The organism is Mesorhizobium sp. LNHC229A00, assembly GCF_000502415.1.
In the GTDB taxonomy this organism is placed as follows: Bacteria; Pseudomonadota; Alphaproteobacteria; order Rhizobiales; family Rhizobiaceae; genus Mesorhizobium.
The window spans coordinates 376,870-397,109 of the sequence record NZ_AYWQ01000003.1 but is presented as its reverse complement, the minus strand read 5'-3'; the positions used below and the strand labels follow the sequence as shown (position 1 = coordinate 397,109).

Annotated in this window: 21 protein-coding genes; 11 read left to right on the top strand and 10 right to left on the bottom strand. The window is 64.1% G+C overall.

What is annotated here, in order from left to right; translation table 11 throughout:
- Positions 1 to 122 precede the first annotated feature (122 nt).
- The 4 genes from X742_RS160875 to X742_RS160890 are packed head-to-tail and all read left to right on the top strand — an operon-like array spanning position 123 to position 4,372.
- On the top strand, positions 123 to 1,340 hold the full coding sequence (locus X742_RS160875) for an ArgE/DapE family deacylase (RefSeq protein ID WP_023771174.1): 1,218 nt from the start codon (positions 123 to 125) through the stop codon (positions 1,338 to 1,340).
- Positions 1,337 to 2,395: a phosphotransferase gene (locus X742_RS160880; RefSeq protein ID WP_023771173.1), complete on the top strand. Its 1,059-nt coding sequence runs from the start codon at positions 1,337 to 1,339 to the stop codon at positions 2,393 to 2,395. The genes X742_RS160875 and X742_RS160880 overlap by 4 nt, the downstream gene beginning before the upstream one ends.
- Complete coding sequence (locus tag X742_RS160885) at positions 2,396 to 3,700, top strand: aspartate aminotransferase family protein (RefSeq protein ID WP_031247752.1); 1,305 nt, start codon at positions 2,396 to 2,398, stop codon at positions 3,698 to 3,700.
- 15 nt (positions 3,701 to 3,715) lie between these two features.
- Positions 3,716 to 4,372: a GntR family transcriptional regulator gene (locus X742_RS160890; RefSeq protein WP_023771171.1), complete on the top strand. Its 657-nt coding sequence runs from the start codon at positions 3,716 to 3,718 to the stop codon at positions 4,370 to 4,372.
- A gap of 22 nt (positions 4,373 to 4,394) precedes the next feature.
- Here the strand turns inward: X742_RS160890 and X742_RS160895 are convergent, their stop codons facing one another.
- The 5 genes from X742_RS160895 to X742_RS160915 are packed head-to-tail and all read right to left on the bottom strand — an operon-like array spanning position 4,395 to position 9,127.
- Entirely contained in the window at positions 4,395 to 5,699 is a 1,305-nt protein-coding gene (locus X742_RS160895) for an FAD-dependent oxidoreductase (protein ID WP_023771170.1), read from the bottom strand.
- Complete coding sequence (locus X742_RS160900) at positions 5,696 to 6,679, bottom strand: branched-chain amino acid ABC transporter permease (RefSeq protein ID WP_023771169.1); 984 nt, start codon at positions 6,677 to 6,679, stop codon at positions 5,696 to 5,698. The genes X742_RS160895 and X742_RS160900 overlap by 4 nt, the downstream gene beginning before the upstream one ends.
- Entirely contained in the window at positions 6,676 to 7,584 is a 909-nt protein-coding gene (locus X742_RS160905) for a branched-chain amino acid ABC transporter permease (protein WP_023771168.1), read from the bottom strand. Before X742_RS160905 ends, X742_RS160900 begins: the two co-directional genes overlap by 4 nt.
- Positions 7,581 to 8,330: an ABC transporter ATP-binding protein gene (locus X742_RS160910; RefSeq protein ID WP_023771167.1), complete on the bottom strand. Its 750-nt coding sequence runs from the start codon at positions 8,328 to 8,330 to the stop codon at positions 7,581 to 7,583. Before X742_RS160910 ends, X742_RS160905 begins: the two co-directional genes overlap by 4 nt.
- Positions 8,327 to 9,127: an ABC transporter ATP-binding protein gene (locus X742_RS160915; RefSeq protein WP_023771166.1), complete on the bottom strand. Its 801-nt coding sequence runs from the start codon at positions 9,125 to 9,127 to the stop codon at positions 8,327 to 8,329. The genes X742_RS160910 and X742_RS160915 overlap by 4 nt, the downstream gene beginning before the upstream one ends.
- 126 nt (positions 9,128 to 9,253) lie before the next feature.
- On the opposite strand from X742_RS160915, the gene X742_RS160920 reads away from it, so the two are divergent.
- The 7 genes from X742_RS160920 (at position 9,254) to X742_RS160950 (ending at position 15,217) form a co-directional block, all read left to right on the top strand.
- Positions 9,254 to 9,988, top strand: a complete 735-nt coding sequence (locus X742_RS160920; protein WP_023771164.1) for a GntR family transcriptional regulator — start codon at positions 9,254 to 9,256, stop codon at positions 9,986 to 9,988.
- Positions 9,985 to 10,467 (top strand): DUF3830 family protein, encoded by a 483-nt coding sequence (locus tag X742_RS160925; protein ID WP_023771163.1) that lies wholly within the window; start codon positions 9,985 to 9,987, stop codon positions 10,465 to 10,467. Before X742_RS160920 ends, X742_RS160925 begins: the two co-directional genes overlap by 4 nt.
- A gap of 1 nt (position 10,468) precedes the next feature.
- Complete coding sequence (locus tag X742_RS160930; RefSeq protein WP_023771162.1) at positions 10,469 to 10,816, top strand: TIGR04076 family protein; 348 nt, start codon at positions 10,469 to 10,471, stop codon at positions 10,814 to 10,816.
- 1 nt (position 10,817) lies between these two features.
- Positions 10,818 to 11,873, top strand: coding sequence for an aldo/keto reductase (locus tag X742_RS160935; RefSeq protein ID WP_023771161.1), 1,056 nt, complete (start codon positions 10,818 to 10,820; stop codon positions 11,871 to 11,873).
- 5 nt (positions 11,874 to 11,878) lie between these two features.
- Positions 11,879 to 12,301 (top strand): DUF4440 domain-containing protein, encoded by a 423-nt coding sequence (locus X742_RS160940; RefSeq protein ID WP_156939356.1) that lies wholly within the window; start codon positions 11,879 to 11,881, stop codon positions 12,299 to 12,301.
- Between the two features lie 47 nt (positions 12,302 to 12,348).
- Positions 12,349 to 13,608 carry an ABC transporter substrate-binding protein gene (locus X742_RS160945; RefSeq protein WP_023771159.1) on the top strand — a complete coding sequence of 420 codons (1,260 nt, stop codon included), beginning with the start codon at positions 12,349 to 12,351 and terminating at the stop codon, positions 13,606 to 13,608.
- A 214-nt stretch (positions 13,609 to 13,822) separates the two neighbouring features.
- On the top strand, positions 13,823 to 15,217 hold the full coding sequence (locus X742_RS160950; RefSeq protein WP_023771158.1) for an FAD-binding oxidoreductase: 1,395 nt from the start codon (positions 13,823 to 13,825) through the stop codon (positions 15,215 to 15,217).
- A 3-nt stretch (positions 15,218 to 15,220) separates the two neighbouring features.
- Here the strand turns inward: X742_RS160950 and X742_RS160955 are convergent, their stop codons facing one another.
- From X742_RS160955 to araD1, 5 genes are all read right to left on the bottom strand, one after another.
- Complete coding sequence (locus X742_RS160955) at positions 15,221 to 16,021, bottom strand: ABC transporter permease (RefSeq protein WP_023771157.1); 801 nt, start codon at positions 16,019 to 16,021, stop codon at positions 15,221 to 15,223.
- Entirely contained in the window at positions 16,018 to 16,647 is a 630-nt protein-coding gene (locus X742_RS1000000171485) for an ABC transporter permease (RefSeq protein ID WP_245275502.1), read from the bottom strand. The genes X742_RS160955 and X742_RS1000000171485 overlap by 4 nt, the downstream gene beginning before the upstream one ends.
- Positions 16,648 to 16,962: 315 nt before the next feature.
- Positions 16,963 to 18,072, bottom strand: a complete 1,110-nt coding sequence (locus X742_RS160960) for an ABC transporter ATP-binding protein (protein WP_023771156.1) — start codon at positions 18,070 to 18,072, stop codon at positions 16,963 to 16,965.
- A gap of 76 nt (positions 18,073 to 18,148) precedes the next feature.
- Complete coding sequence (locus X742_RS160965) at positions 18,149 to 19,174, bottom strand: ABC transporter substrate-binding protein (protein WP_023771155.1); 1,026 nt, start codon at positions 19,172 to 19,174, stop codon at positions 18,149 to 18,151.
- 53 nt (positions 19,175 to 19,227) lie between these two features.
- The gene (araD1, locus tag X742_RS160970) at positions 19,228 to 20,226 is read right to left on the bottom strand and encodes an AraD1 family protein (RefSeq protein WP_023771154.1); all 999 of its coding nucleotides are present in this window, start codon (positions 20,224 to 20,226) and stop codon (positions 19,228 to 19,230) included.
- Positions 20,227 to 20,240 lie beyond the last annotated feature (14 nt).

Sequence of the window (20,240 nt, the reverse complement as noted above, 5' to 3'; positions counted from 1 at the left end):
CTCTGCGACCGCCTGCCAAGTGGCTCCAGAGGTGGGCCATCATTTTGGCCCGCCTGTCGCCTTGCCTTTTCGGAGAATGGCATATGAGATATGATACACCATCCATGGAGAAGCGGAATATCATGCCTGAGCGAATTGCGGACGAGGCCATCTTGCGGGCGGTCGACGATGGCTTCGACCGCCAGCTCGCCTTCCTGGCGGACCTCGTACGCTTTCCCTCGCAGCGTGGTGAGGAACACGCCGCGCAATCCTTCATGGCGGCTGCCTATGAAGCCAATGGCTATGCGGTCGATATGTGGCGTGTCGACGTCAATGCGATCCGCGACCTGCCCGGATTCTCGCCCGTAGCCGTTTCGTACGATGACGCGTTCAACGTCGTCGCCACCCACACGCCGAAAAACGTCACCGGTCGCTCGCTGATCCTAAACGGCCATATCGATGTGGTGCCGACCGGACCGCTCGACCGCTGGGTGCGCGATCCCTACGATCCGGCGATCGAGGATGGCTGGATGCACGGCCGTGGCGCCGGCGACATGAAGGCCGGCCTGTCGGCCTGTCTCTTTGCGCTCGCCGCCTTGCGCGGCCTCGGCTATCAGCCGGCGGCGAACGTGTTCCTGCAGTCGGTGGTCGAGGAGGAGTGCACCGGCAATGGCGCACTCGCTTGCCTGCAGCGCGGTTATCGCGCCGACGCCGCCTTCATTCCCGAACCGCTGGAACCAAGACTGATGCGGGCCCAGGTTGGGCCGATCTGGTTCAGGGTCGAGGTCGACGGCGATCCGCAGCACGCGTCGGGCGCCTTTTCCGCCGGCGCCAATGCCATCGAAAAGGCCTTCCTCATCATCCAGGCGCTGAAGAAACTCGAAATCGTCTGGAATGCCAGAAAGGTTGACGACAGGCATTTCTGTAGTCACCCGCACCCGATCCGATTCAACCTCGGCAAGATCGAAGGCGGCGAATGGACATCGAGCGTTCCCGCGCGCTGTGTCTTCGAGATGCGGGTCGCGACCTATCCCGGCCAGAAGCTCGAGGACGCCAGGGCCGAACTGGAGGCCTGCATCGCCGATGCCGCCCGCGCCGATCCGTTCCTCGCCAATCGCCCGCCCAGGATGACCTATAACGGCTTCATGGCCGAGGGCTATGTGCTGGANACCACCGATGCGCGCTTCTTCGGCCTCTATGCCGACACGCCGGCAATCGTCTACGGCCCGATCTGCCGCATGCCGCATGGCTATGACGAAGCCGTCGATCTCGACTCGGTGCGCAAGGTCACCCAGACCATCGCGTTGTTCATCGCCGACTGGTGCGGCCTCGAGCCGATCGATCACGAGGTCAGGCCATGAACGCGGCCATATCGGATGCTTTCGGCGAGACGCTCGCGGACGATGCGCCGGATGTCTCGATCGCCGAGGCGCTTGCCCTGTTGCGCCGGCACTATGGGCTCACTGGCAGCGCGCGCACGCTGCCAGGCGAACGCGACCACAATTTTCACGTCCATTCGGAAGGCGAGGGCGAATTTGTCCTGAAGATATCGCATCCGGCGGAAGAGGCTGATTTCACCGATTTCCAGAACAAGGCGCTCGACCACATACTGACGGTCGACCCGGCTTTGCCGGTTCCTTCGGTGCGCAAGAGCCTCGAAGGCGAAGCGCAGTTCATGGTCGGCATCGGCGGATCGGCGCCGCGCATCGTGCGGCTCGTGACCTATCTGCCGGGACAGCTGCTTTCGCGCTCGCCCACCTCATCGGCACAGGATCGCAATCTCGGCATCTTCCTCGCCAGGCTTGGCCGGGCGCTGCGCGGGTTCTTCCATCCGGCCGCCGGCAGCGACCTTTTGTGGGACATCCGCAAGGTCGCCAAGACGCGGCCCATGCTGGCGCATATCGTCGATGCCGGCCATCGCGCCATGGTCGAGCGCGTCATCGACGCCTACGAGGAGCACGCGGCACCGGTTATTCCGGGGCTGCGCGCCCAGATCGTCCACAACGACATGAACTCCTACAATGTGGTGATGGACGCTTCGCGACCCGAAATGGTCAACGGCATCCTCGATTTCGGCGACATGATCCATTCGCCGCTGATCTGCGATCTCGCCATCGGGGCCGTCTATCGCTGGCCGGCCGAAGGTCATCCGCTGGCGCCCGCCGCGCGCTTCGTCGCCGGCTATCAGTCCGTGCAGCCGCTCGAGATCGAAGAACTTGGCATCCTCTTTCACCTCATTCGTGCCCGCCTCGCACTCATCGCCAACATCGCCAGCTGGCAGGCCGAGCGTTTTCCGGCCAAACGCGACTATGTCCTACGCCTCATCACCGAGGTCTGGGCCTCGCTTGAGCGGCTGGACGGACTGTCGTCCGCGGACGCCCGCCGCTATTTTCTCGACCATTCCAAGCCGGAGTAGATGCCCGTGTCCCTGTCCTCGCCATATCCTGCAAATGTCGATCCGGCGGCATCCGAGCAAGCGCTGCTCGAACGCCGTGCCAGATTACTCGGGCCGACCTATCGCGCCTTCTACCGCAGCCCCATCCATTTGGTGCGTGGCAGCGGTGTCTGGCTCTACGATGCCCAAGGCCGAAAATACCTCGACGCCTATAACAACGTCGCCTCCGTCGGACACTGCCACCCGCGCGTCGTAGAGGCGCTGTCTGTGCAGGCCGCCACGCTCAACACGCACACGCGCTATCTCAGCGAGATCATCCTCGACTACGCGGAAAGGCTGCTCGGCACGCTTCCTTCCCATCTCGGCCATGCGATGTTCACCTGCACCGGCAGCGAGGCCAACGATCTCGCCATCCGGATCGCCCAGCACTCGACGGGCAACACCGGCGTGATCATCACCGACTTCGCCTATCACGGCGCCACCATCGCGACAGCACAGCTGTCGCCGGCGGCGGTCGGGGCAGCGGGCGTGTCCGCGCGGCATCGAGCCGTGGGGGCGCCGGACACGTTCCGCGACGGCGGCCGCGCCGCCCATGATTTCGCCAGAAATGTCGCCGCCGCCATCGAGGATATGCGCGCGCAAAACATCCGCCCGGCGGCGTTGCTGCTCGATTCCGCCTTTTCCAGCGACGGCATTTTCTTTCCCAACGCGTCCGTCATGCGCGAGGCCGCCGATCACGTCAGGAAAGCAGGCGGCATCGTCATCGCCGATGAGGTCCAGTCCGGCTTCGGCCGGCTTGGCCAGGGCATGTGGGGCTTCGCCAACTATGGCCTCGCGCCTGACATCGTCACCATGGGCAAGCCGATCGGCGACGGGCATCCGATGGGCGCGGTGATCGTGCGGCCGCAACTGGTGAGCTCGTTCGGTTCGAACACCGGCTACTTCAACACTTTCGGCGGCAATCCAGTGGCGGCCGCCGTCGGCATCGCCGTGCTCGATGTGATCGAGGGCGAGGGGCTGATCGAGAACGCGCGGACGGTTGGCGCCTACACCGGGGAATTGCTGCGCGCCTTGCAAGGCCGGCACGGCATGGTCGCCGATGTCAGGCAGAACGGCCTCTATTTCGGCGTCGAGCTGACGGAGGATGAGGCCACTGCTGCTGCCAAGACTTCATCGGTCGTTGAAGCCATGCGCGAGGACGGCGTGCTGATCTCGTCGTGCGGTCCGCGCGGCAATGTGCTGAAGATCAGGCCGCCGCTGCCCTTTGCCAGGGACAATGCCGAGCAGCTGGCCGAGGCGCTCGATCGCGCACTGTCGAACTGGTGAGCCGAGCAGACACGCATGCTGAAGCTCGAGCATCAAACCCTCAATGACCGCGCCTACGGTGCGCTCAAGCAGGAATTGATCTCGGGCGGCTTCAGCCCGGGCCAGACGCTGGTCATTCGCAAGCTCGCCGAAACTTTTGGCATTTCGACCACACCGATCCGCGAGGCGCTGCAAAGACTGGTCGCCGAGCGGCTTCTGGAAATGCAGAACAACCGCTCGATCATCGTGCCCTTGCTATCCGCGCCCGCTTTCGCGGAACTGACGCGCATCCGCATCGCCGTCGAGGGACTGGCGGGCGAGATGGCCACGTCACGGATGACTGAAAGCGGGCTGGTCGACATCCAAGCCGCGCTCGCCGGCATGCAGCGGACCATCGAGACGCAGGACCCCACGGCCTATCTTTCCCTGAACGAAGCCTTCCATTTTGCTATTTACGAGCACGCCGGCGCGCCGATCCTCTTGAACATGATCCGCGATCTCTGGGGGCGCGTCGGACCCTATCTTAAGCTCCTGATGCGGGCCGATCGCTACATTCCGCAGTCCAATGACGCACACGGCAGGATCGTCGCCGCATTGGAACAGGGCAACGGTCCGGCCGTTCGGGCTTCCCTTGAAGAGGATATCTCCGTGGCGGCCGCGGTCCTCTCCGACAATCTTCACATGGCGCACTGATCGCAGGGCAGGCTCGGTCGGCCTATGCCGTCTCGTCCATCCGGTCGCGCAGGATGCTCCAGCCGAGCAGCATGTTGGGCGCGTGCCGCAGCAGGGCATGGAACGGAATTGGCGCCGGCGGTGCGAAGGGCACCGGCAAATCACGCGCTCCGGCTCCAGCGGCCCAGTCGGCCAGCACCTTGCCCATCGCCGTGGTCATGGCAATGCCGCGTCCATTGCAGGCGCGACCGGCGATCAGCCCGGGTCCGAGGTCCAGGAGATGCGGCAGGAAATCCGATTCGACCGCCGCCATCCCCGACCAGCCATATGCAAGGGGGGGCAGATCAGGCAGGTCGAGGCGCCGGCCGAGCCGTCGCCAGATTGTTTGGCGCACGCGCGTATCGGCGCCGGCACCAAGAATATGCATGCCGCCGCTGATCAGCCGGTTGTCGGCGTCGAAGCGGAAGGTGAAGAGATTGCGCCTGGTGTCGCCGACGCCTTGTCCGCCAGGCAGCAGACGCGTGCGGATTTCATGCGGCAGGGGCGCGGTTGCGATCTGGAAGACCTTCAGGGGAATATAAGTTCGCCCCAGCAACGGATCGAGGGAGCCGCCATAGGCGTTGGTAGCGACCAGCACCTTGGCCGCGCGTACCAAGCCCAACCGTGTTTGAAGTGCCCAACCATCGGCGACGCGATCGATCGAGGCGACCGGCGTGTGCTCGAAAATCTTCGCGCCGGCCTTCTCCGCCCCATCGGCCAGCCCCAGCGCATAGGCGACGGGATTGAGCACGCCGCCGGAGCGATCCATCCAGCCCCCGACATAGCCGCGCGCGCCGGTCAGCGCCTCGACCTCTTGCCGATCCAGGGTGACGACAGGCCGGCCGCGCCGCGCCCATTGGTCCGCGCGGGATCTGACCTTCTCCAGGGCCGCCGGCGAGTGCGCCGGCTGGATCCATCCGTTCTGCACCGCGTCGCAGTCGATGCCGTGCCGCCGGATCAAGTCGAAGACGTGGTCGGCACTGCCGGCGGCAAAATCGATGAGGCGTTCGCCGCGCTCGGCGCCGAGATGCGCGAGGATGCTGTCTGGATCCATCCTGGCGAAGTTCGGCACCACGAAACCGGCATTCCTGCCGGTCGCGCCCCAGGCGATGATCTCGGCTTCGAGCACAGCGACCGAGATGCCTTTTTCGGCGGCGTGCAGCGCGGTCGACAGACCGGAAAATCCACCGCCGACAATGGCGAGGTCGACGTCGAGCCTGCCTTGCAGCACCGGCCGCTTGCGGCGCTCGCGGCTGATGGCATGCCAGAGCGAAATGCCGTTCGCACCCTGCCGGACCGAGGCATTCATGAACCGGAACTGCTCTTGTCCGTGGCGATCCGCCTGCGCTTGCCAAAGCGCGTCCGCGGGGGCCTGTCGCCGAACAATCCGTTCGGCCGCATCAGCAGGATCACGCAGAGCATCACGCCGATGGCGACGATCTGCAGCGAGGCGGCGCGCGCCTGCTGCTCGGGCGGGAAGAACACGCTGGTCAGCGTGCCCGATCCGGCCCAAATCCCCCAGACCAGGACACTGCCGATGACCGCGCCGAGATTGCTGCCCGAGCCCCCGACGATCAGCATCACCCAGACCTGAAAGGTGAGGATCGGCAGGTAATTGTCCGGCGCGATGAAGCCGGTGAAATGCGCTTGCAGCGCGCCGGCCAGCGCCATGATGGCGCCGCCGACGGCAAACGCCTGGACGCGGTAGAAGCGCGCGCTCTTGCCGAGAGAAATCGCGGCCCACTCGTCCTCCCGCAGCGCTTTCAGGACACGGCCCCACGGACTGCGCGACAGGTGCTCCAAGGCGAGATAGGCAATCAGCGTCACAGCGCAGACGACCGCAAGGTTCGACAGGTTGAACAGCAGCGGCGTCTCCGCAAGGCCGCCGAAGGGGCGCGGGATGAAGCCGATGCCGAAGGGGCCGCCGGTCAGTTTCTGCGCGTTGAGTGCGACCAATTGCACGACGACGGCCACGCCGAAGGTGGTGATCGCCAGATAGTCGGATCTAAGACGCAATGTCGCCATGCCGGTAAGCGCGGCCGCAATGCCGCCAACGACCATGGCACCCACCCAGCCGGCGAGGATGGGCAGGCCGAAGCCGCCGAGCCGCGCGGGATCGTCCGGTGTCGTCAGCAGCGCCGAGGTGTAGGCGCCGATGGCGACGAAGCCCGCCAGGCCGACATTGAACAGGCCGGTCAGGCCCCATTGCAGGTTGAGCCCCAGCGTGACCAGCGAGAAGATCAGCGCCGTGGTCAGGAAGAAGGCGCCGTAGCCAACCAGATCGATCATCTTTCCCGAACTCCGAAAAGGCCGATCGGCCGCACGAACAGCACAGCCATCAGGATGACGAAGGACACGGCGGCGCGCCATTCGGCGCCGATCAACTGCACCGCGCCGGCTTCGGCGAGACCGATGATCAGGCCGCCGAGCACCGCGCCCGGGATGCTGCCGATGCCGCCGAGGATGGCGGCGGCGAACATCGGCAGCAGCATGTCGAAGCCCATGAACGGGCGGATCTGCACCAGGATGCCGATCATCACGCCAGCCACGCAGGCGAGCGCGCCGCCGATGATCCACGTCACCCGCACCACGCTGGCGACGTCGATCCCAACGACGCGGGCCAGTGCCGCGTTCTGGCTCAAGGCCTGCATTGCGCGGCCAGTCTGCGTGCGCGTCATCAACAGATGCACGCCGAGCACGAGTATGGCGGTCAACACGAGCAACGCGATCTGGTCGGGCGTGATGCGGATGCCGAAGCCGACCGGCATGGCGATCTGGATCGCCCGGCTGAAGTAGGTCGGCCGTGAGGTGAAGGTGAATTCGAGCAGGCTGCGTAGCGCCATCGAGGCGCCGAAGCTCGCCATCACCACGATGATCGCCTGGCCTTGCGAGCGCAGCCGCGAAAACAGGATCTTGTCGAGCAGCAGTGCGAGCAAGGCGGTGAATGCCATGCCGACGATCAGGGCGACTAGAAGCGGCCAGCCGAAGGACAGCGGTCCGATCGGCGCCACCTTGCCGAACATCGCACCGATGGCACTGACCACGGCCAGCGTCGCATAGGTGCCCCAGGCCATGAAGTCGCCATGGGCGAAGTTGGAGAAGCGCAGGATCGAATAGGTGAGCGTCACGCCGATGGCGCCGAGGCCGATCATCGAGCCCGTCAGCAATCCGTCGACGATGAATTGCAGGCTCATCCCGCGCCTCCCTTGCCTGTGTGAGAAGGGCGCTGGCCAAGATAGAGTTCGGCGACGACAGGGTCGTTCCACAATTCGGAGGCTATGCCCTCGTGCCGGTCCTTGCCTTCAGCCAGCACATAGGCGCGGTCGCCGATGGCAAGCGCTGCCTTGGCGTTCTGCTCAACCAAAAGGATGGTGACTCCGGACTTGCGGATGCCGGCCAGCATCTCGAATACCATCGCGACGAACTTCGGCGACAGGCCGGCGGACGGCTCGTCCAGCACCAGCACCTTGGGATGGACGATCAACGCCCGCGCCACGGCAAGCATCTGCCGCTGGCCTCCCGACAGATTGCCGGCGGCGGTGCGGCGCTGGCGGCCAAGGTCGGGGAAGGCGGCGTACATTTCCTCGATGCGGACCGGGATGTCGCGCCGCTCGAGGATGCCGCAGGACACCTTGAGATTGTCCTCCACCGACATCAGCGGAAAGATGTTCTCGGTCTGCGGTACGAAGGCGAGGCCAAGCCGCACCATGGTGTGGGCCGGCGCGGCGGTGATATCCCTGCCGTCCAGCAGCACCGTGCCGCCGGTGATCGGCACGAGGCCGGCGATCGCCTTGATCAGGCTCGACTTGCCAGCGCCGTTGGGGCCGAGTACGACGACGATCTCGCCTCTGTCGACGGTGATCGAGGCGCCGCGCACGATCGGCACGCCGGGCTCATAGCCGGCTTCGAGGTCGCGTACATCGAGGACGGTCTCGCTCATGCGGTGCCTCCGAGATAGGCATCGATGACGCGCGGGTCGCGCGCGACCTCTTCTGCCGTGCCTTCGCTCAGCAGTTGGCCGCTCGCCATGACAAGGACGCGGTGACAGAGCCGCGTCACCATGTCGATGTTGTGCTCGATCAGCAGGAAGGTGATGCCGCGCACGTTGATGTCGCGGATGCGGTCGATGATGACTTCGAGCAGCGTCGCGTTGACGCCGGCGGCAGGTTCGTCAAGCAGGATGATCGCCGGGTCGGCCATCATGACCCGGGCGAGTTCGAGCAGCTTGCGCTGGCCGCCGGACAGCACGCGCGCCGGCTCATGGGCGAGATGGCTGAGGGTGACGAGTTCCAGCAGGTCGAGGGCTTTCGTCCGGGCGGCTTTTTCCTGTGCGGCCACTCGCCACGGCGTGAGGAAGTTAGCCAGCAGCTTTTCGCCGGCCTGGCCCTGTGCCGCGAGCATGATGTTTTCGATCAGCGTCAGATTGGGCAGGGGGCGCGGGATCTGGAAGGTGCGGCCAAGGCCGCGGCCGATGCGCAGGTGAGCGGCTTCGCCTGAGACGCGCGTGCCGTTGAGAAGGATGTCGCCGCTGGTGGGCAGGATGCTGCCAGCCAGCAGGTCGAACATGGTCGTCTTGCCGGCGCCGTTGGGTCCGATCAGGCCAAGGATTTCGCCCGCTTTGACATGAAACGAGACATCGTTGACGGCGACAAGGCCGCCGAACCGCCTGACGACGTTGCTTGCCGTCAGAACCGGGACACGGGTCTCCTTCCCCTGCCTTTCCGCTGCCTCGCTCATCAAACCCTCTGGCCGAAGACGGTCCTTGCCGTCTTCTGATTATGATTTGTGATCACACTTGCTTTGATCACGCTATTCGGCTTTAATTTCATCCGCAAGCCGAAAACCCGCCGAGTACGGAATTCCATGCAAAAGGCTGCCATCGAAAAAAACAACGAGGCGATCGCGGCCCAGCTCGCGCCGGTGGGCCGCGAGACGGTGCAGGATCGAGTCTATTCCGAGCTGCGTCGGGCCTTGATAGGCGGCCTGTTCGAGCCAAGCCAGGTGCTGACCATCCGCGGTCTGGCCGATGCGCTGGTCACTTCGACCATGCCGGTGCGTGAGGCGCTTGGCCGGCTGATCACGGAAAAGGCGCTGGAGGCGCTGCCCAACCGTTCGGTGCGGGTGCCGCCAATCACGCTGGAGCGCCTCGACGATCTCTTGCGAGCCCGTATCCTGATCGAGGGCGAGGCGATCGCGCTGGCCGCCGTCCGCATGGGGCCGCGCCAGATCACCACCATCGAAACCATTCTCGGCGAATGGGACGAGATGCGGGCGCTGAAACACAAGAAGGATGTCGACCGCGAAGTGACGCTCAACCAGAGCTTTCACTTCGAGATCTATCGCTCCTGCGGCTCGGCCGTTTTGATCCCGATGATCGAGAGCCTGTGGCTGCAATCAGGTCCATGCATCCGCGTCGCCATCTACGCCTTCTCGGAAGCCGGCGAGGTCGACACCGCCCAGTATCACCGCCGCATTGTCGAGGCGCTGGCCAAGCAGGATGCTCGGGCGGCGCGCGAAGCGCTGGTCGCCGACATCAGCCGGCCCTTCACCTTCCTGCGCAGCAAGCTGCAATCCGCCGCCGCGAAAGGCCAGATATGACCTCCATCAGGATCAGCGAGCCGCGCTCCAAGCTTTCCGTCACTGCGCTGCTGCTGCCGGAAAGGGCGCCGGAGAACGCGGCCTTTCTCACAGCCTATGTCGCCACGCCACGTGTCGTCCCCGCCATTCACGCCATGTGGACGGGACCTGAGATCTCCTGTCCGGTTCCATCAGTCGATCTCGAGGGGCAGGCCTATGCCCGGCCGCTGCCGGCGGAGAACGCGACCCTGACGCCGCAGCCGGGCGACATCGTGTTGTCTTACGTGCCGCCGCGCATGTGGGGCGGCAATCCCAACGCGATCTTCGACATCGGCCTGTTCTACGGGCAGGGCGCGCGTCTGCTGTTCCCGATCGGCTGGCTGGCCGGCAGCGTCGTCGCGCAGGTGAAGCCCAAGGAGCGCGATCAATTCGCGGCTGCCTGCGGCATTATCCGCCGCAACGGCGCCTGCGACATCACCTTCAGCCTGGTGGAGGCCTGAAATGGCTGACGACAGTTTCGAACTCTTCGATCTCCGCGTCGAGGCGGTCATTCCGCAGGGCAAGCCGATCTATTGCGGCGCCAGGGCCGGCGACTATTTCGAACTCAAGGGCGAGATGCTGTCGATGCCGGCGGGGCAGGGCTTTTCGATCTATTCGATCTCGGCGGTGCTGCCGCTGCTGGCGGCGAAGCAGCGTCCGACCCACCCGAATGACTGGATGACCTCCGACGCCGAGATCGCCTGTCCCGATCCCAACTGCGCCAGTCGGCTAAGGATCGTCAGGCTGGCCAAGCGGCGGTTCAGCCATGCCGAAACCACGGCCGTGCCGCTGCCGAAGGGAATGACCTGACATGACCGCCAAGACATTCGAGCTCAGTCCGGGCTACGCGATTTCGCGCGTCATACGCGGTGGCTGGCAACTGGCCGGCGGCCATGGCGCTATCGATCGCAGCCAGGCCGTGAGCGACCTGATCGTCACTTTCGATGCCGGCATCTGGACTTATGACTGCGCCGACATCTACACCGGCGTCGAGGAATTGATCGGCGCCGCGCGCTTGCGGCTGGCCAATGAGCGCGGTCTCGCTGCAGCGGCCAAAATGAAGGTGCACACCAAGCTCGTGCCCGACCTTGAACGGCTCGCTACGATCAGCCGCGACTATATCAGGGGCATCGTCGACCAGTCGCTGCGCAGGCTTAAGACCGAGCGGCTCGACCTCGTGCAGTTTCACTGGTGGGATTATGCGCAGCCGCGCTATGTCGAGGCGATGGGTTGGCTCAACGAGCTTCGGCGCGAGGGCAAGCTGCGCAATCTCGGCACCACCAATTTCGATACGCCCCGGCTTGCCGAAATCCTGTCAGCTGGCATCCCACTGGTCAGCCAGCAGCTGCAATATTCGGTGCTCGACCAGCGTCCGGCGAACAGCCTCGCCGCGCTTGCGGAGGAAAACGGCGTCAGCTTCCTCTGCTACGGTTCTGTGGCCGGCGGCTTTCTCAGCGACAAATGGCTTGATGTCGCCGAACCCGGCACGCCGCTCGAAAACCGCTCGCTGGTCAAATATAAGCTGATCATCGACGATTTCGGCGGCTGGGACCTGTTCCAGCAACTGCTTCGCGCACTGAAGGCGGTGGGCGACCGCCACGCCGTCGACATCGCCACCATCGCCAGCGCCTGGGTGCTGGAGCAGCCGCGAGTCGCCGCGGTCATCGTCGGTGCCCGCAACCAGGCGCACGCGCTGGCCAACGCCAAAATCATGGATGTCGTACTCGACGCTGATGACCGTGCGCGGATTGCAGCCGTGATAGCCAGGAGCAACGGCCTTGAGGGAGACGTCTACACGCTGGAGCGCGACCGCCACGGCCGCCACGGCTCTATCATGCACTACAATCTCAACGCGGGCCGGATATGAAAACCATGGACGATAGGTTGTTTTCGCAGGCCAGCACCGAAGTCGTCGCCCTGCATCGCTTTTTCGTCGACTGGTTCGTCGCCTCGCGCGCCGACAAGGTGGATTTCGGCCGCTTCGAAGCCGTCATGGGCGAAGGCCTGACCATGATCGCACCAGGCGGCCAGATCCTCGACCGCGATGCCGTGATCGACCATGTGCGCTCCAGCCGCGCCACTTGCGACGACGGCTTTGCCATTTCGATCGAGGACATCAAGCCCGGCTGGCAGGATGGCGATACCATCGTCGTCCTCTATGTCGAGGCGCAGCTGCGCGCGGGCAAGCACAGCCGCCGCCGGTCGAGCGCGGTCTTCACCACCAGTTCATCGGCGCCCAACGGCGTCCAATGGCGGCATCTGCATGAAACCTGGCTGCAGGTGCCGGAACACTGAGACTTTCCAGACGTCAAATCAGTTCGTGTAACTCAAGGGGAACAACAATGAGAAAGACGATACTCCAGCTCACCACGGCACTTGCTCTCGTGACGATGGCGGGTGCCGCCCAGGCCGCCGACTGCAAGATCACCGTCGGTCTCGTCATGGAACTGACCGGTCCGGCCGGTGAATACGGGCAGGCCGGCGCCAAATCGGTCGAAATGGCCTTCCGCGACATCAACGAAGCCGGCGGCGTGCGCGGCTGCGATCTCGTCACCGATACTCGCGACAGCCAAAGCCAGGGCAACATCGCGGTCGATGCCGCCACCCAGCTGGTTCAGGTCAAGAAAGTGCCTGTGATCATCGGCGGCATCATTTCCTCGGTGTCGATCCCGATCCTGACCTCGGTTACCGCGCCGGCCAAGATCGTCCAGGTCTCGCCGGCGTCGTCCTCGCCGACGCTGACGACACTCGGCCGCGACGGCAAGACCAACGGCATCTTCTTCCGCACCATTACCTCGGACGCGCTGCAGGGCGTGGCCGCCGCCAAATATGCGGTCGACAAGGGTTTCAAGAAGCTGGCGATCATCCACGTCAACAACGACTTCGGCGTCAACATGGTGGCCGAATTCTCGCGTGCCTACAAAGCGCTCGGCGGCACCATCGTCTCCGACACGCCCTACAACGAGAAGCAGTCGAGCTACGCCTCGGAAGTCACCGCGGCGATGGGTGGCGAACCGGATGGACTTTACCTGGTCAGCACGCCCGTCGACGGCGCCACCATCGCCCGCACCTGGATCTCGCAGGGCGGCGTGCAGAAATTCCTGCTCAATGACGGCATGAACAGCCCTGATTTCATAGAGTCCGTCGGGGCCGATTATCTGAAGGACGCCTATGGCACGTCTTCAGGCACCAGCCCGACCGCCTCGACGGAGTATTTCACCAAGAACTACAAGGCGTTTTCCGGTATCGAACCGTCAAATCCCGCGGCAGACCGCTCCTATGATGCCGGAGCCATTGTCGGGCTCGCCATCGCGATTGCCGGCTCCGAGGACCCGGCCAAGATCAAGGACGCCATGTACAAGGCGGTCGATCCCGCCGGCACGCCGATTTATGCGGGCAAGGAAGAATTCGCCAAGGCGCTCGGCCTGATCAAGGACGGCAAGCCGATCCGCTATGAAGGTGTCATCGGTCCCGTCGCCTTCGACAAGTTTGGCGACATCACCGGCCCGTTCCGGCTGTGGAAGATCGCCGACGGCAAGGTGACGACCGATGGTGAAATGACCACCGACGACGTCAACGCGCTGCAGGCCAAGCTTCAGTAAGCCGGCGCTGTACTTCCGGCATCGATCTCGCCCATCGCGATCGATGCCGGCGTCACCTGAGGCGGGTCGATATCGCTTGCACGACAAGCGGGCGCGAATAGGATCGGCCGGCTGCAATTCAAGGGATGGCGAGCGTGCTGGACAAGGATACTCATCGGGCCATCCGGTTGTTGGACGCTGACGATGCGCCTTGTCACGCAGGCGGCTGATCCGGATGTCGCCTGAAACACAACGGCTGCTGTCCGCGCTTGGCAACAGGCTGGGCTCGGGCGGCATGCTCGCCGGCTCCGACGTGGACCAGCGCTACCGCGATGATCCCGACGGCAAGCTCGGCGCGCTTCCCGAAGCAGTGCTGCGCCCGCCCGATACCGAGGGTGTCGCGGCGGCACTCGCCATATGCAACGCTCTTGGCCAGCCGGTCGTCGTCCAGGGCGGTCGCACCGGGCTGGCCGGTGGCGCGCGCGTCCAGCCGGGCGAGATCGTGCTGTCGCTGGAGCGCATGACCGGCCTTGCCGCCCCGGACCGTCAAGCCGCCACCATCGTCGCCGAAGCTGGCGCGACGCTGCAATCGGTGCAGGAAGCGGCAGACGGCGCCGGGCTGATGTTCGGCGTCGATATCGGCGCGCGCGGCTCCGCCACGGTCGGCGGCAACATCGCCACCAATGCCGGCGGCATCCGCGTGCTGCGTTACGGCATGTACCGGGCACAGGTGCTGGGGCTGGAGGCGGTACTTGCCGATGGCACGGTGCTGACGTCGCTCAAAGGCCTGCCCAAGGACAATTCCGGCTACGACCTCGGCCAACTCTTCATAGGCGCGGAAGGGACGCTTGGCGTCGTCACCCGCGCCGCGCTCCGGCTGCATCACAAGCCCGCATCGGAGGTGAACGCCTTCTGCGCGCTGCCTTCGCTCGATGCCGCGATCGTCCTGCTCGGGCTGCTGCGGCAAAAGCTCGGCCCGCTTTTGTCCGCCTATGAGGTCAATATCGCGCCGCTCTATGACGTCATGGTCGCCAGCATGGCCATGCCGGCGCCGCTTCCGGCTGGCTCACCCGTCTACGTGCTGGCCGAAATCCAGGGCAGCGAGCCAGAACGCGACGGCGAGCGATTCGCCGAGGTCTTGATGCAGGCGGTCGAGGACGGCATCGTCGACGATGTTGTCGTCTCCCAATCGCCGCGCGAATTCCGCGCGCTGTGGGATGTGCGGGAGGACGCCAACCGCGTTCTGTTTTCGATGAAAGGCCTGATCGGCGTCGACATCAGCATCCCGTTGGCGCGAATGGGAGCGTTCCTGCAAGAAGCGGATGCCGCCATCCGCGCGGTCGATCCCGGAGCCGACATCTATGTCTTCGGCCATCTCGGCGACGGCAACCTGCACTATCAGGTGCTGACGGTGGATCCGGCGGCGGCCTACGGTATCATCTATCGCGGCGTGGCGGCGGCCGGAGGCGGCGTGTCGGCCGAGCACGGCATCGGCCTCGACAAGAAGCAGTGGCTGAATCTGGTGCGCAGCGACGCCGAGGTCGCCACGATGCGGCGGCTGAAAACGGCGCTCGATCCGAAGAACATCCTCAATCCCGGACGAGTCTTCGACCTTGACCCAACCGCCTGAAACTCAGCTACGTTCCGTCGCCATTTGCCTGGGAATGAGAAAACGGGCGGCGAGCACGCAGAGCAGGACGGTGAACATCAAGATCAGCGCCACCAGCGCGTTGATGTCGGGCGAGAAGCCAAGCCGCATCATCGCCCACAGCCTGACCGGCAGCGTGCTTTGCGTGCCGGTGACCAGGATGGTGATCATCGTCTCGTCGAACGACAGGGCGAAAGCCAGGATGGCGCCGCCGACCATGGCGCTCGACAGGTTCGGCAGTATGATGCGCCAGAAGGTCTGCCAGCCGCTGGCGCCGAGATCGTAGGAGGCTTCGACCAGCGTGCGGCTCATCGACTGCAGCCGCATCAGCACGGTGCGGTAGACGATCGCCAGCACGAACACGGTGTGGCCGATGACGACCGTCAGCAGCGAGCGTTCGAGGCCGATCTCGCGGAAGAAGATCAGCAGCGCCAGGCCGCTTATGATAGGCGGCATCAGGAATGGCAGGAAAATGATGAACTGCAGAACCGAACGTCCTGAGCGGCGGCTGTGATAGTAGAGCGCCAGCAGCGTCCCGCTGACCACCGACAGGATTACGGTACAGACGCCGACGATCAGCGTGGTGCGCAGCGCGGCCAGAATCTCATGGTTTCCAGCCAGCGCCACATAGGTCGAAAGGGTCGGCGACGACCAGTCGACATTGCCATGTGAAATGGTGAAGAACGACGACACGATCGGCACGAACAGTGGGCTGTAAAGCAGCACAGCGACCAGCGTCGTAATCGAGGCCAGGAAGATGGTGGAAGGCCGGGGCAGCGCGCTCATACCGACGTTCCCCGGCTGCGCCCGAACCGTTCGCCAATGAGAATGGCGGCGATCACCACGATCGCAAGCGCCACCGATAGCGCGGCGCCGAACGGCCAGTTATAGGCCGTGCCGAACTGGCTGTAGAGGATGCGGCCGAAGGTGAAGCCGCTGATCCCGCCGACCATCTGGGGCGTCAGGAAATCGCCGATCGCCAGTACGAAGACGAAGCTCGCCGCCGAGGCGACGCCGGGCAGGCTGAGCGGCAACGTGATGCGCAGGAATGTCTGCAGGCTGCTGGCGCCCAGGTCATCCGAGGCGCGCAGCAAGGTTTGCGGAATCCGCTCCAGCGACAGGAAGATCGGCAGGATGGCGAACGGGATCAAAAGCAGGCTCAGCGTCAAAAGGATGGCGTTCATGTTGAAGACGAAAAGCGTCGATGGCTGATCCAGGATGCCGAGCGCCACCAGCGCCTTGTTGAGGAAGCCGTTGAGTCCGAGGATGCTGCGGATCGCGTAGATCTTGATGACGTAGCTCATCAGCAGCGGCACCAGCAGCAACATCAGCAGGGCGTACCGCCACCGCCCCTTCAGCGTCGTCAGGAAATAGGCAGCTGGATAGGCGAGAAGGATACAGATGACGGCCACCGATACGCACAGCACGNTTCAGCGTCGTCAGGAAATAGGCAGCTGGATAGGCGAGAAGGATACAGATGACGGCCACCGATACGCACAGCACGATGGTGTTCCAGAACACCGGCAGAAAGATCGGATCGGTGAAGAACCTGATATAGTTGCCGAGGGTCGGTGCATGGACGATCGTACCCTGGTCGACGCTGAAGAAACTGTAGACCAGGAAGATCGCCAGTGGCACGAGGACGAAGATAACCGGCAAGACGAATGCCAGCGCCGTGACAAGCTGCGACAAGCGCCGCTCCTCGGAAGATGTCGAGCCAGCCGCGCTCATGCCAGCACCAGATGGCCTTCATGCGGTGCAAAGCAAAGCGAGACCGTTTCGCCTGACTTGAGAGCACTGCCGTCGATCCGGCTCGGCATGCGCAGCCGCAGGCGCAGGCGCAGCGCGGCATTGTCCGCACCTGCCGTGATCGTGGCGACGGTCGATGAACCGGCAAAGGCCAGATCGGCGATGGTGCCGGAAAAGCGGTTGCCGCCGTCCTTGGTGTCCGCGAGATGCAAGGCTTCGGGGCGGAACGCCGCGAAAGCCTCGGCGCCATCCGGCGCGATCTTCAGATGCGGCTGGTCGCTGATCGAGCAGACCAGCCGTCCGAGTGCCGTCTCGATCGGTCGTTGCTCGCCTTGCACCGGACCGAGTTTTCCAGCCACCAGATTGTTCTCGCCGAAGAAGCGCGCCACGAATTCGCAATTCGGCTTGTAGTAGAGCTCATGCGGCGTGCCGAGCTGGCGGATATGTCCGGCCTGCATGACGCAGATCCTGTCGGCCATGCCGATCGCTTCTTCCTGGTCGTGGGTGACGAACAGGAAGGTGGTCTTGATTTCGCGCTGGATGGATTTTAGGAACTCCTGCATCTGCCGGCGCAATTCGAGATCGAGTGCCGCCAGGGGCTCGTCGAGCAAGATCAGGCGCGGCTGGCAGATCAGCGCCCGAGCGAGCGCGACACGCTGGCGCTGGCCGCCGGAAAGCTGTGCCGGAAAGCGCTCGGCGAAACGTCCGAGCTGGACCAGATCGAGGGCTTGCGCCACGCGGCTGGCGATCTCCTTGCGCTTGATATGGCGCACCGAGAGCCCATAGCCGACATTGCCGGAGACGGTCATATGCGGGAACAGCGCATAATCCTGGAACACAGTGTTGAACGGCCGCTTGTTGATCGGCATGCGGCTGATGTCCTGGCCGTCGAGCCGGATCTCGCCTGACGTCAGTGGCTCAAGCCCGCCGATCAGGCGCAGGACCGTGGTCTTGCCCGAGCCTGATGGCCCAAGAACGGTCAGGAACTCACCGTCCCGGATCGACAGGTCGATGTCGTGCAGCACGGGAACCGTGCCGTAGGATTTCGAGACGGACCGCAGCGTCAAGAGGTCGGTGTTCTGGCTCATGGGGTATTCTCGCATACGGTTCGGCGGTCCGGAACGTCCGGACCGCCGGGTCCTTCGAAGTCAGGCGTGGAAAGGATCAGGGCGTCGCCTTGACCTCGTTCCACAAGTCCGAACGCTTGAGCGGATCCTCGACATTGTTGAGCCAGACCAGCTTGTCGTTGCCGCCGGCGCTGCTCGACTGGACCACCGTGTTGCCGAATCCGGTGCGCTCGGAAAGCGCGCCGCTGACCTTCTTCGTCAGCATGAAGTCGATCCACTTCTCGGCCGCGGCATTGTCGCGGACGCCCTTGGAAATGACCCAGTTGTCGAGCCAGGCAAGCGCGCCTTCGCTCGGATTGACGTAGGCGACATGGGCGCCGATCTTCTGCAGTGCCTTGACCTGCTGCTGGCCATAATTGGCCCAGATCAGCGCAACGTCATTGTTCTGGTAGATCTGCTGCGCCTCGTCGGCGGTGGTGTAGAAGCTCAGCACATTGCGCTTGAGCTCGACCAGCTTGGCCTTGACCGCCGCCATTTGTTTTTCGTCGAGGTTGAACGGATCCTTGTAGCCGAGCGTCAGCGCGGTGAACGAGAAATTGTGCTCGCCATTGTCGTAGGCGAGGATCTTGCCCTTGTAAGCCGGATCCCACAGGACGGACATCGAGGTCGGCGCCGGCTTGACCTTGTCGGTGTCGTAGATCAGCCCGATGGAATCGAAGCAGAACGGAATACCGTAGACCTTGCCGTCCTTGGTGTCGCCGCTGACCTGAGACAGATTACGGAAGCGCGGCAGCACGTCCTTCTGGTTCGGCAGCTTGGTGATGTCGATCGGCGACACCAGATCGGCCTTGATGTAGCGCTGCAACTGGGCGGTATTGACCGCGAAGACGTCGAAGTCCTGCCCTTCGCTGCCCTTGATCTTGGCCCAGATTTCGTCATCGCTGCCGATGAAGACTACATCGACACCGATGCCGGTGGCGGCGGTGAAGTCCTTCACCCAATCCGGGTCGGCATAACCGTCCCAGGCCAGCACGCGAAGGTTCGCGGCCAGCGCCGCCGACGTCATCAGGCCGATGCCGAGCCCGATGGTCGCTAGTCTCAGAAACGCTTTCTTCAGTCCCATTTTTAATCTCCCATTGTCATTCTGGTGGACCGTAATTTCCGGGGCTATCGCCGTCACAGCTGGGTGACGGCAACCAGTCCCTCGTCCGGCACCGACACCATCCGGTTGCGCAGCGGCTTGCCGAATGTCTGTGCCTGGATTTCATACTCGTCCCCGGAAGCCGTCTTGACGCCGGAGGCGTAGCTCATCACCGCCGCTCCGAAGAAATAGGCGTGCAGGTCGCCCGCCCTGCGGTGCATCGGGTAGCGGAAATGGAAGTGTTCGAGATTGGCGATCGAGTGCGACATGTGCGCTTCGCCCGACAGGAATTCCTGTTCCCAGATAACAGTGCCGTCGCGCAGTATGCGGGAATGGCCGCGCACTTCTTCGGGCAGGTCTCCGATCAAAAGCTCCGGTCCGATCGAGCAGGAGCGGAGTTTCGAGTGGGCGAGATAGAGGTAGTTCTCGGCCTCCGTCACATGGTCGGAATATTCGTTGCCCAACGCATAGCCGATGCGATAGGGGCGGCCATCCGGCCCATTGAGGTAAAGGCCGACGATCTCGGCCTCTTCCGCGCCGGCTTTCGCGAATGCAGGCATCGGCAGATCGGCGCCAGGCGGCACGACACAGGTGCCGACGCCCTTGAAGAACCATTCTGGTTGAATGCCGATCTTGCCGGCACCGGGCTTGCCGCCTTCCAGGCCCATGCGGAAGATCTTCAGCGAATCCGACTCCTCGGCGTCCTCGCCATGGGTCAGCACATGCATCTTGTCGCGCGCGGCGGCACTTCCGGTGTGAGTGAGGCCGGTGCCGGTGACCAGGAACCGCGCCGGTTCCGGATGGTCGACGGGAGCGAGCACGCGGCCATCGCGCAGCAGTTCGCCATAGTCGATCGTGGCCGCGCCCGTCCGCTTCTCGACCAGCGCCGCGATCGACGCACCCTGCGCGATCGCCGCTTCGGCGAGCTCCAGCACGGTGCTTGTCTTGTCGAGTGGATGCAGGCGATCGCCGTCATCGGAAACGAGGCCGACCCGCCTGCCGCCGTCGATCGTTATGTACTGAACAAGACGCATGAAATACCCTTCTT

Bases quoted from the DNA above. Each gene is read 5' to 3' on its own strand.
- X742_RS160900 (WP_023771169.1), bottom strand. From the start codon at position 6,679: ATGATCGATCTGGTTGGCTACGGCGCCTTCTTCCTGACCACGGCGCTG.
- X742_RS160925 (WP_023771163.1), top strand. From the start codon at position 9,985: ATGACCTCCATCAGGATCAGCGAGCCGCGCTCCAAGCTTTCCGTCACT.
- X742_RS160920 (WP_023771164.1), top strand. From the start codon at position 9,254: ATGCAAAAGGCTGCCATCGAAAAAAACAACGAGGCGATCGCGGCCCAG.
- araD1 (WP_023771154.1), bottom strand. From the start codon at position 20,226: ATGCGTCTTGTTCAGTACATAACGATCGACGGCGGCAGGCGGGTCGGC.
- X742_RS160930 (WP_023771162.1), top strand. From the start codon at position 10,469: ATGGCTGACGACAGTTTCGAACTCTTCGATCTCCGCGTCGAGGCGGTC.
- X742_RS160935 (WP_023771161.1), top strand. From the start codon at position 10,818: ATGACCGCCAAGACATTCGAGCTCAGTCCGGGCTACGCGATTTCGCGC.
- X742_RS160905 (WP_023771168.1), bottom strand. From the start codon at position 7,584: ATGAGCCTGCAATTCATCGTCGACGGATTGCTGACGGGCTCGATGATC.
- X742_RS160895 (WP_023771170.1), bottom strand. From the start codon at position 5,699: ATGAATGCCTCGGTCCGGCAGGGTGCGAACGGCATTTCGCTCTGGCAT.
- X742_RS160915 (WP_023771166.1), bottom strand. From the start codon at position 9,127: ATGAGCGAGGCAGCGGAAAGGCAGGGGAAGGAGACCCGTGTCCCGGTT.
- X742_RS160880 (WP_023771173.1), top strand. From the start codon at position 1,337: ATGAACGCGGCCATATCGGATGCTTTCGGCGAGACGCTCGCGGACGAT.
- X742_RS160960 (WP_023771156.1), bottom strand. From the start codon at position 18,072: ATGAGCCAGAACACCGACCTCTTGACGCTGCGGTCCGTCTCGAAATCC.
- X742_RS160910 (WP_023771167.1), bottom strand. From the start codon at position 8,330: ATGAGCGAGACCGTCCTCGATGTACGCGACCTCGAAGCCGGCTATGAG.
- X742_RS160945 (WP_023771159.1), top strand. From the start codon at position 12,349: ATGAGAAAGACGATACTCCAGCTCACCACGGCACTTGCTCTCGTGACG.
- X742_RS160940 (WP_156939356.1), top strand. From the start codon at position 11,879: ATGGACGATAGGTTGTTTTCGCAGGCCAGCACCGAAGTCGTCGCCCTG.
- X742_RS160955 (WP_023771157.1), bottom strand. From the start codon at position 16,021: ATGAGCGCGCTGCCCCGGCCTTCCACCATCTTCCTGGCCTCGATTACG.
- X742_RS160890 (WP_023771171.1), top strand. From the start codon at position 3,716: ATGCTGAAGCTCGAGCATCAAACCCTCAATGACCGCGCCTACGGTGCG.
- X742_RS160950 (WP_023771158.1), top strand. From the start codon at position 13,823: ATGTCGCCTGAAACACAACGGCTGCTGTCCGCGCTTGGCAACAGGCTG.
- X742_RS160885 (WP_031247752.1), top strand. From the start codon at position 2,396: ATGCCCGTGTCCCTGTCCTCGCCATATCCTGCAAATGTCGATCCGGCG.
- X742_RS160965 (WP_023771155.1), bottom strand. From the start codon at position 19,174: ATGGGACTGAAGAAAGCGTTTCTGAGACTAGCGACCATCGGGCTCGGC.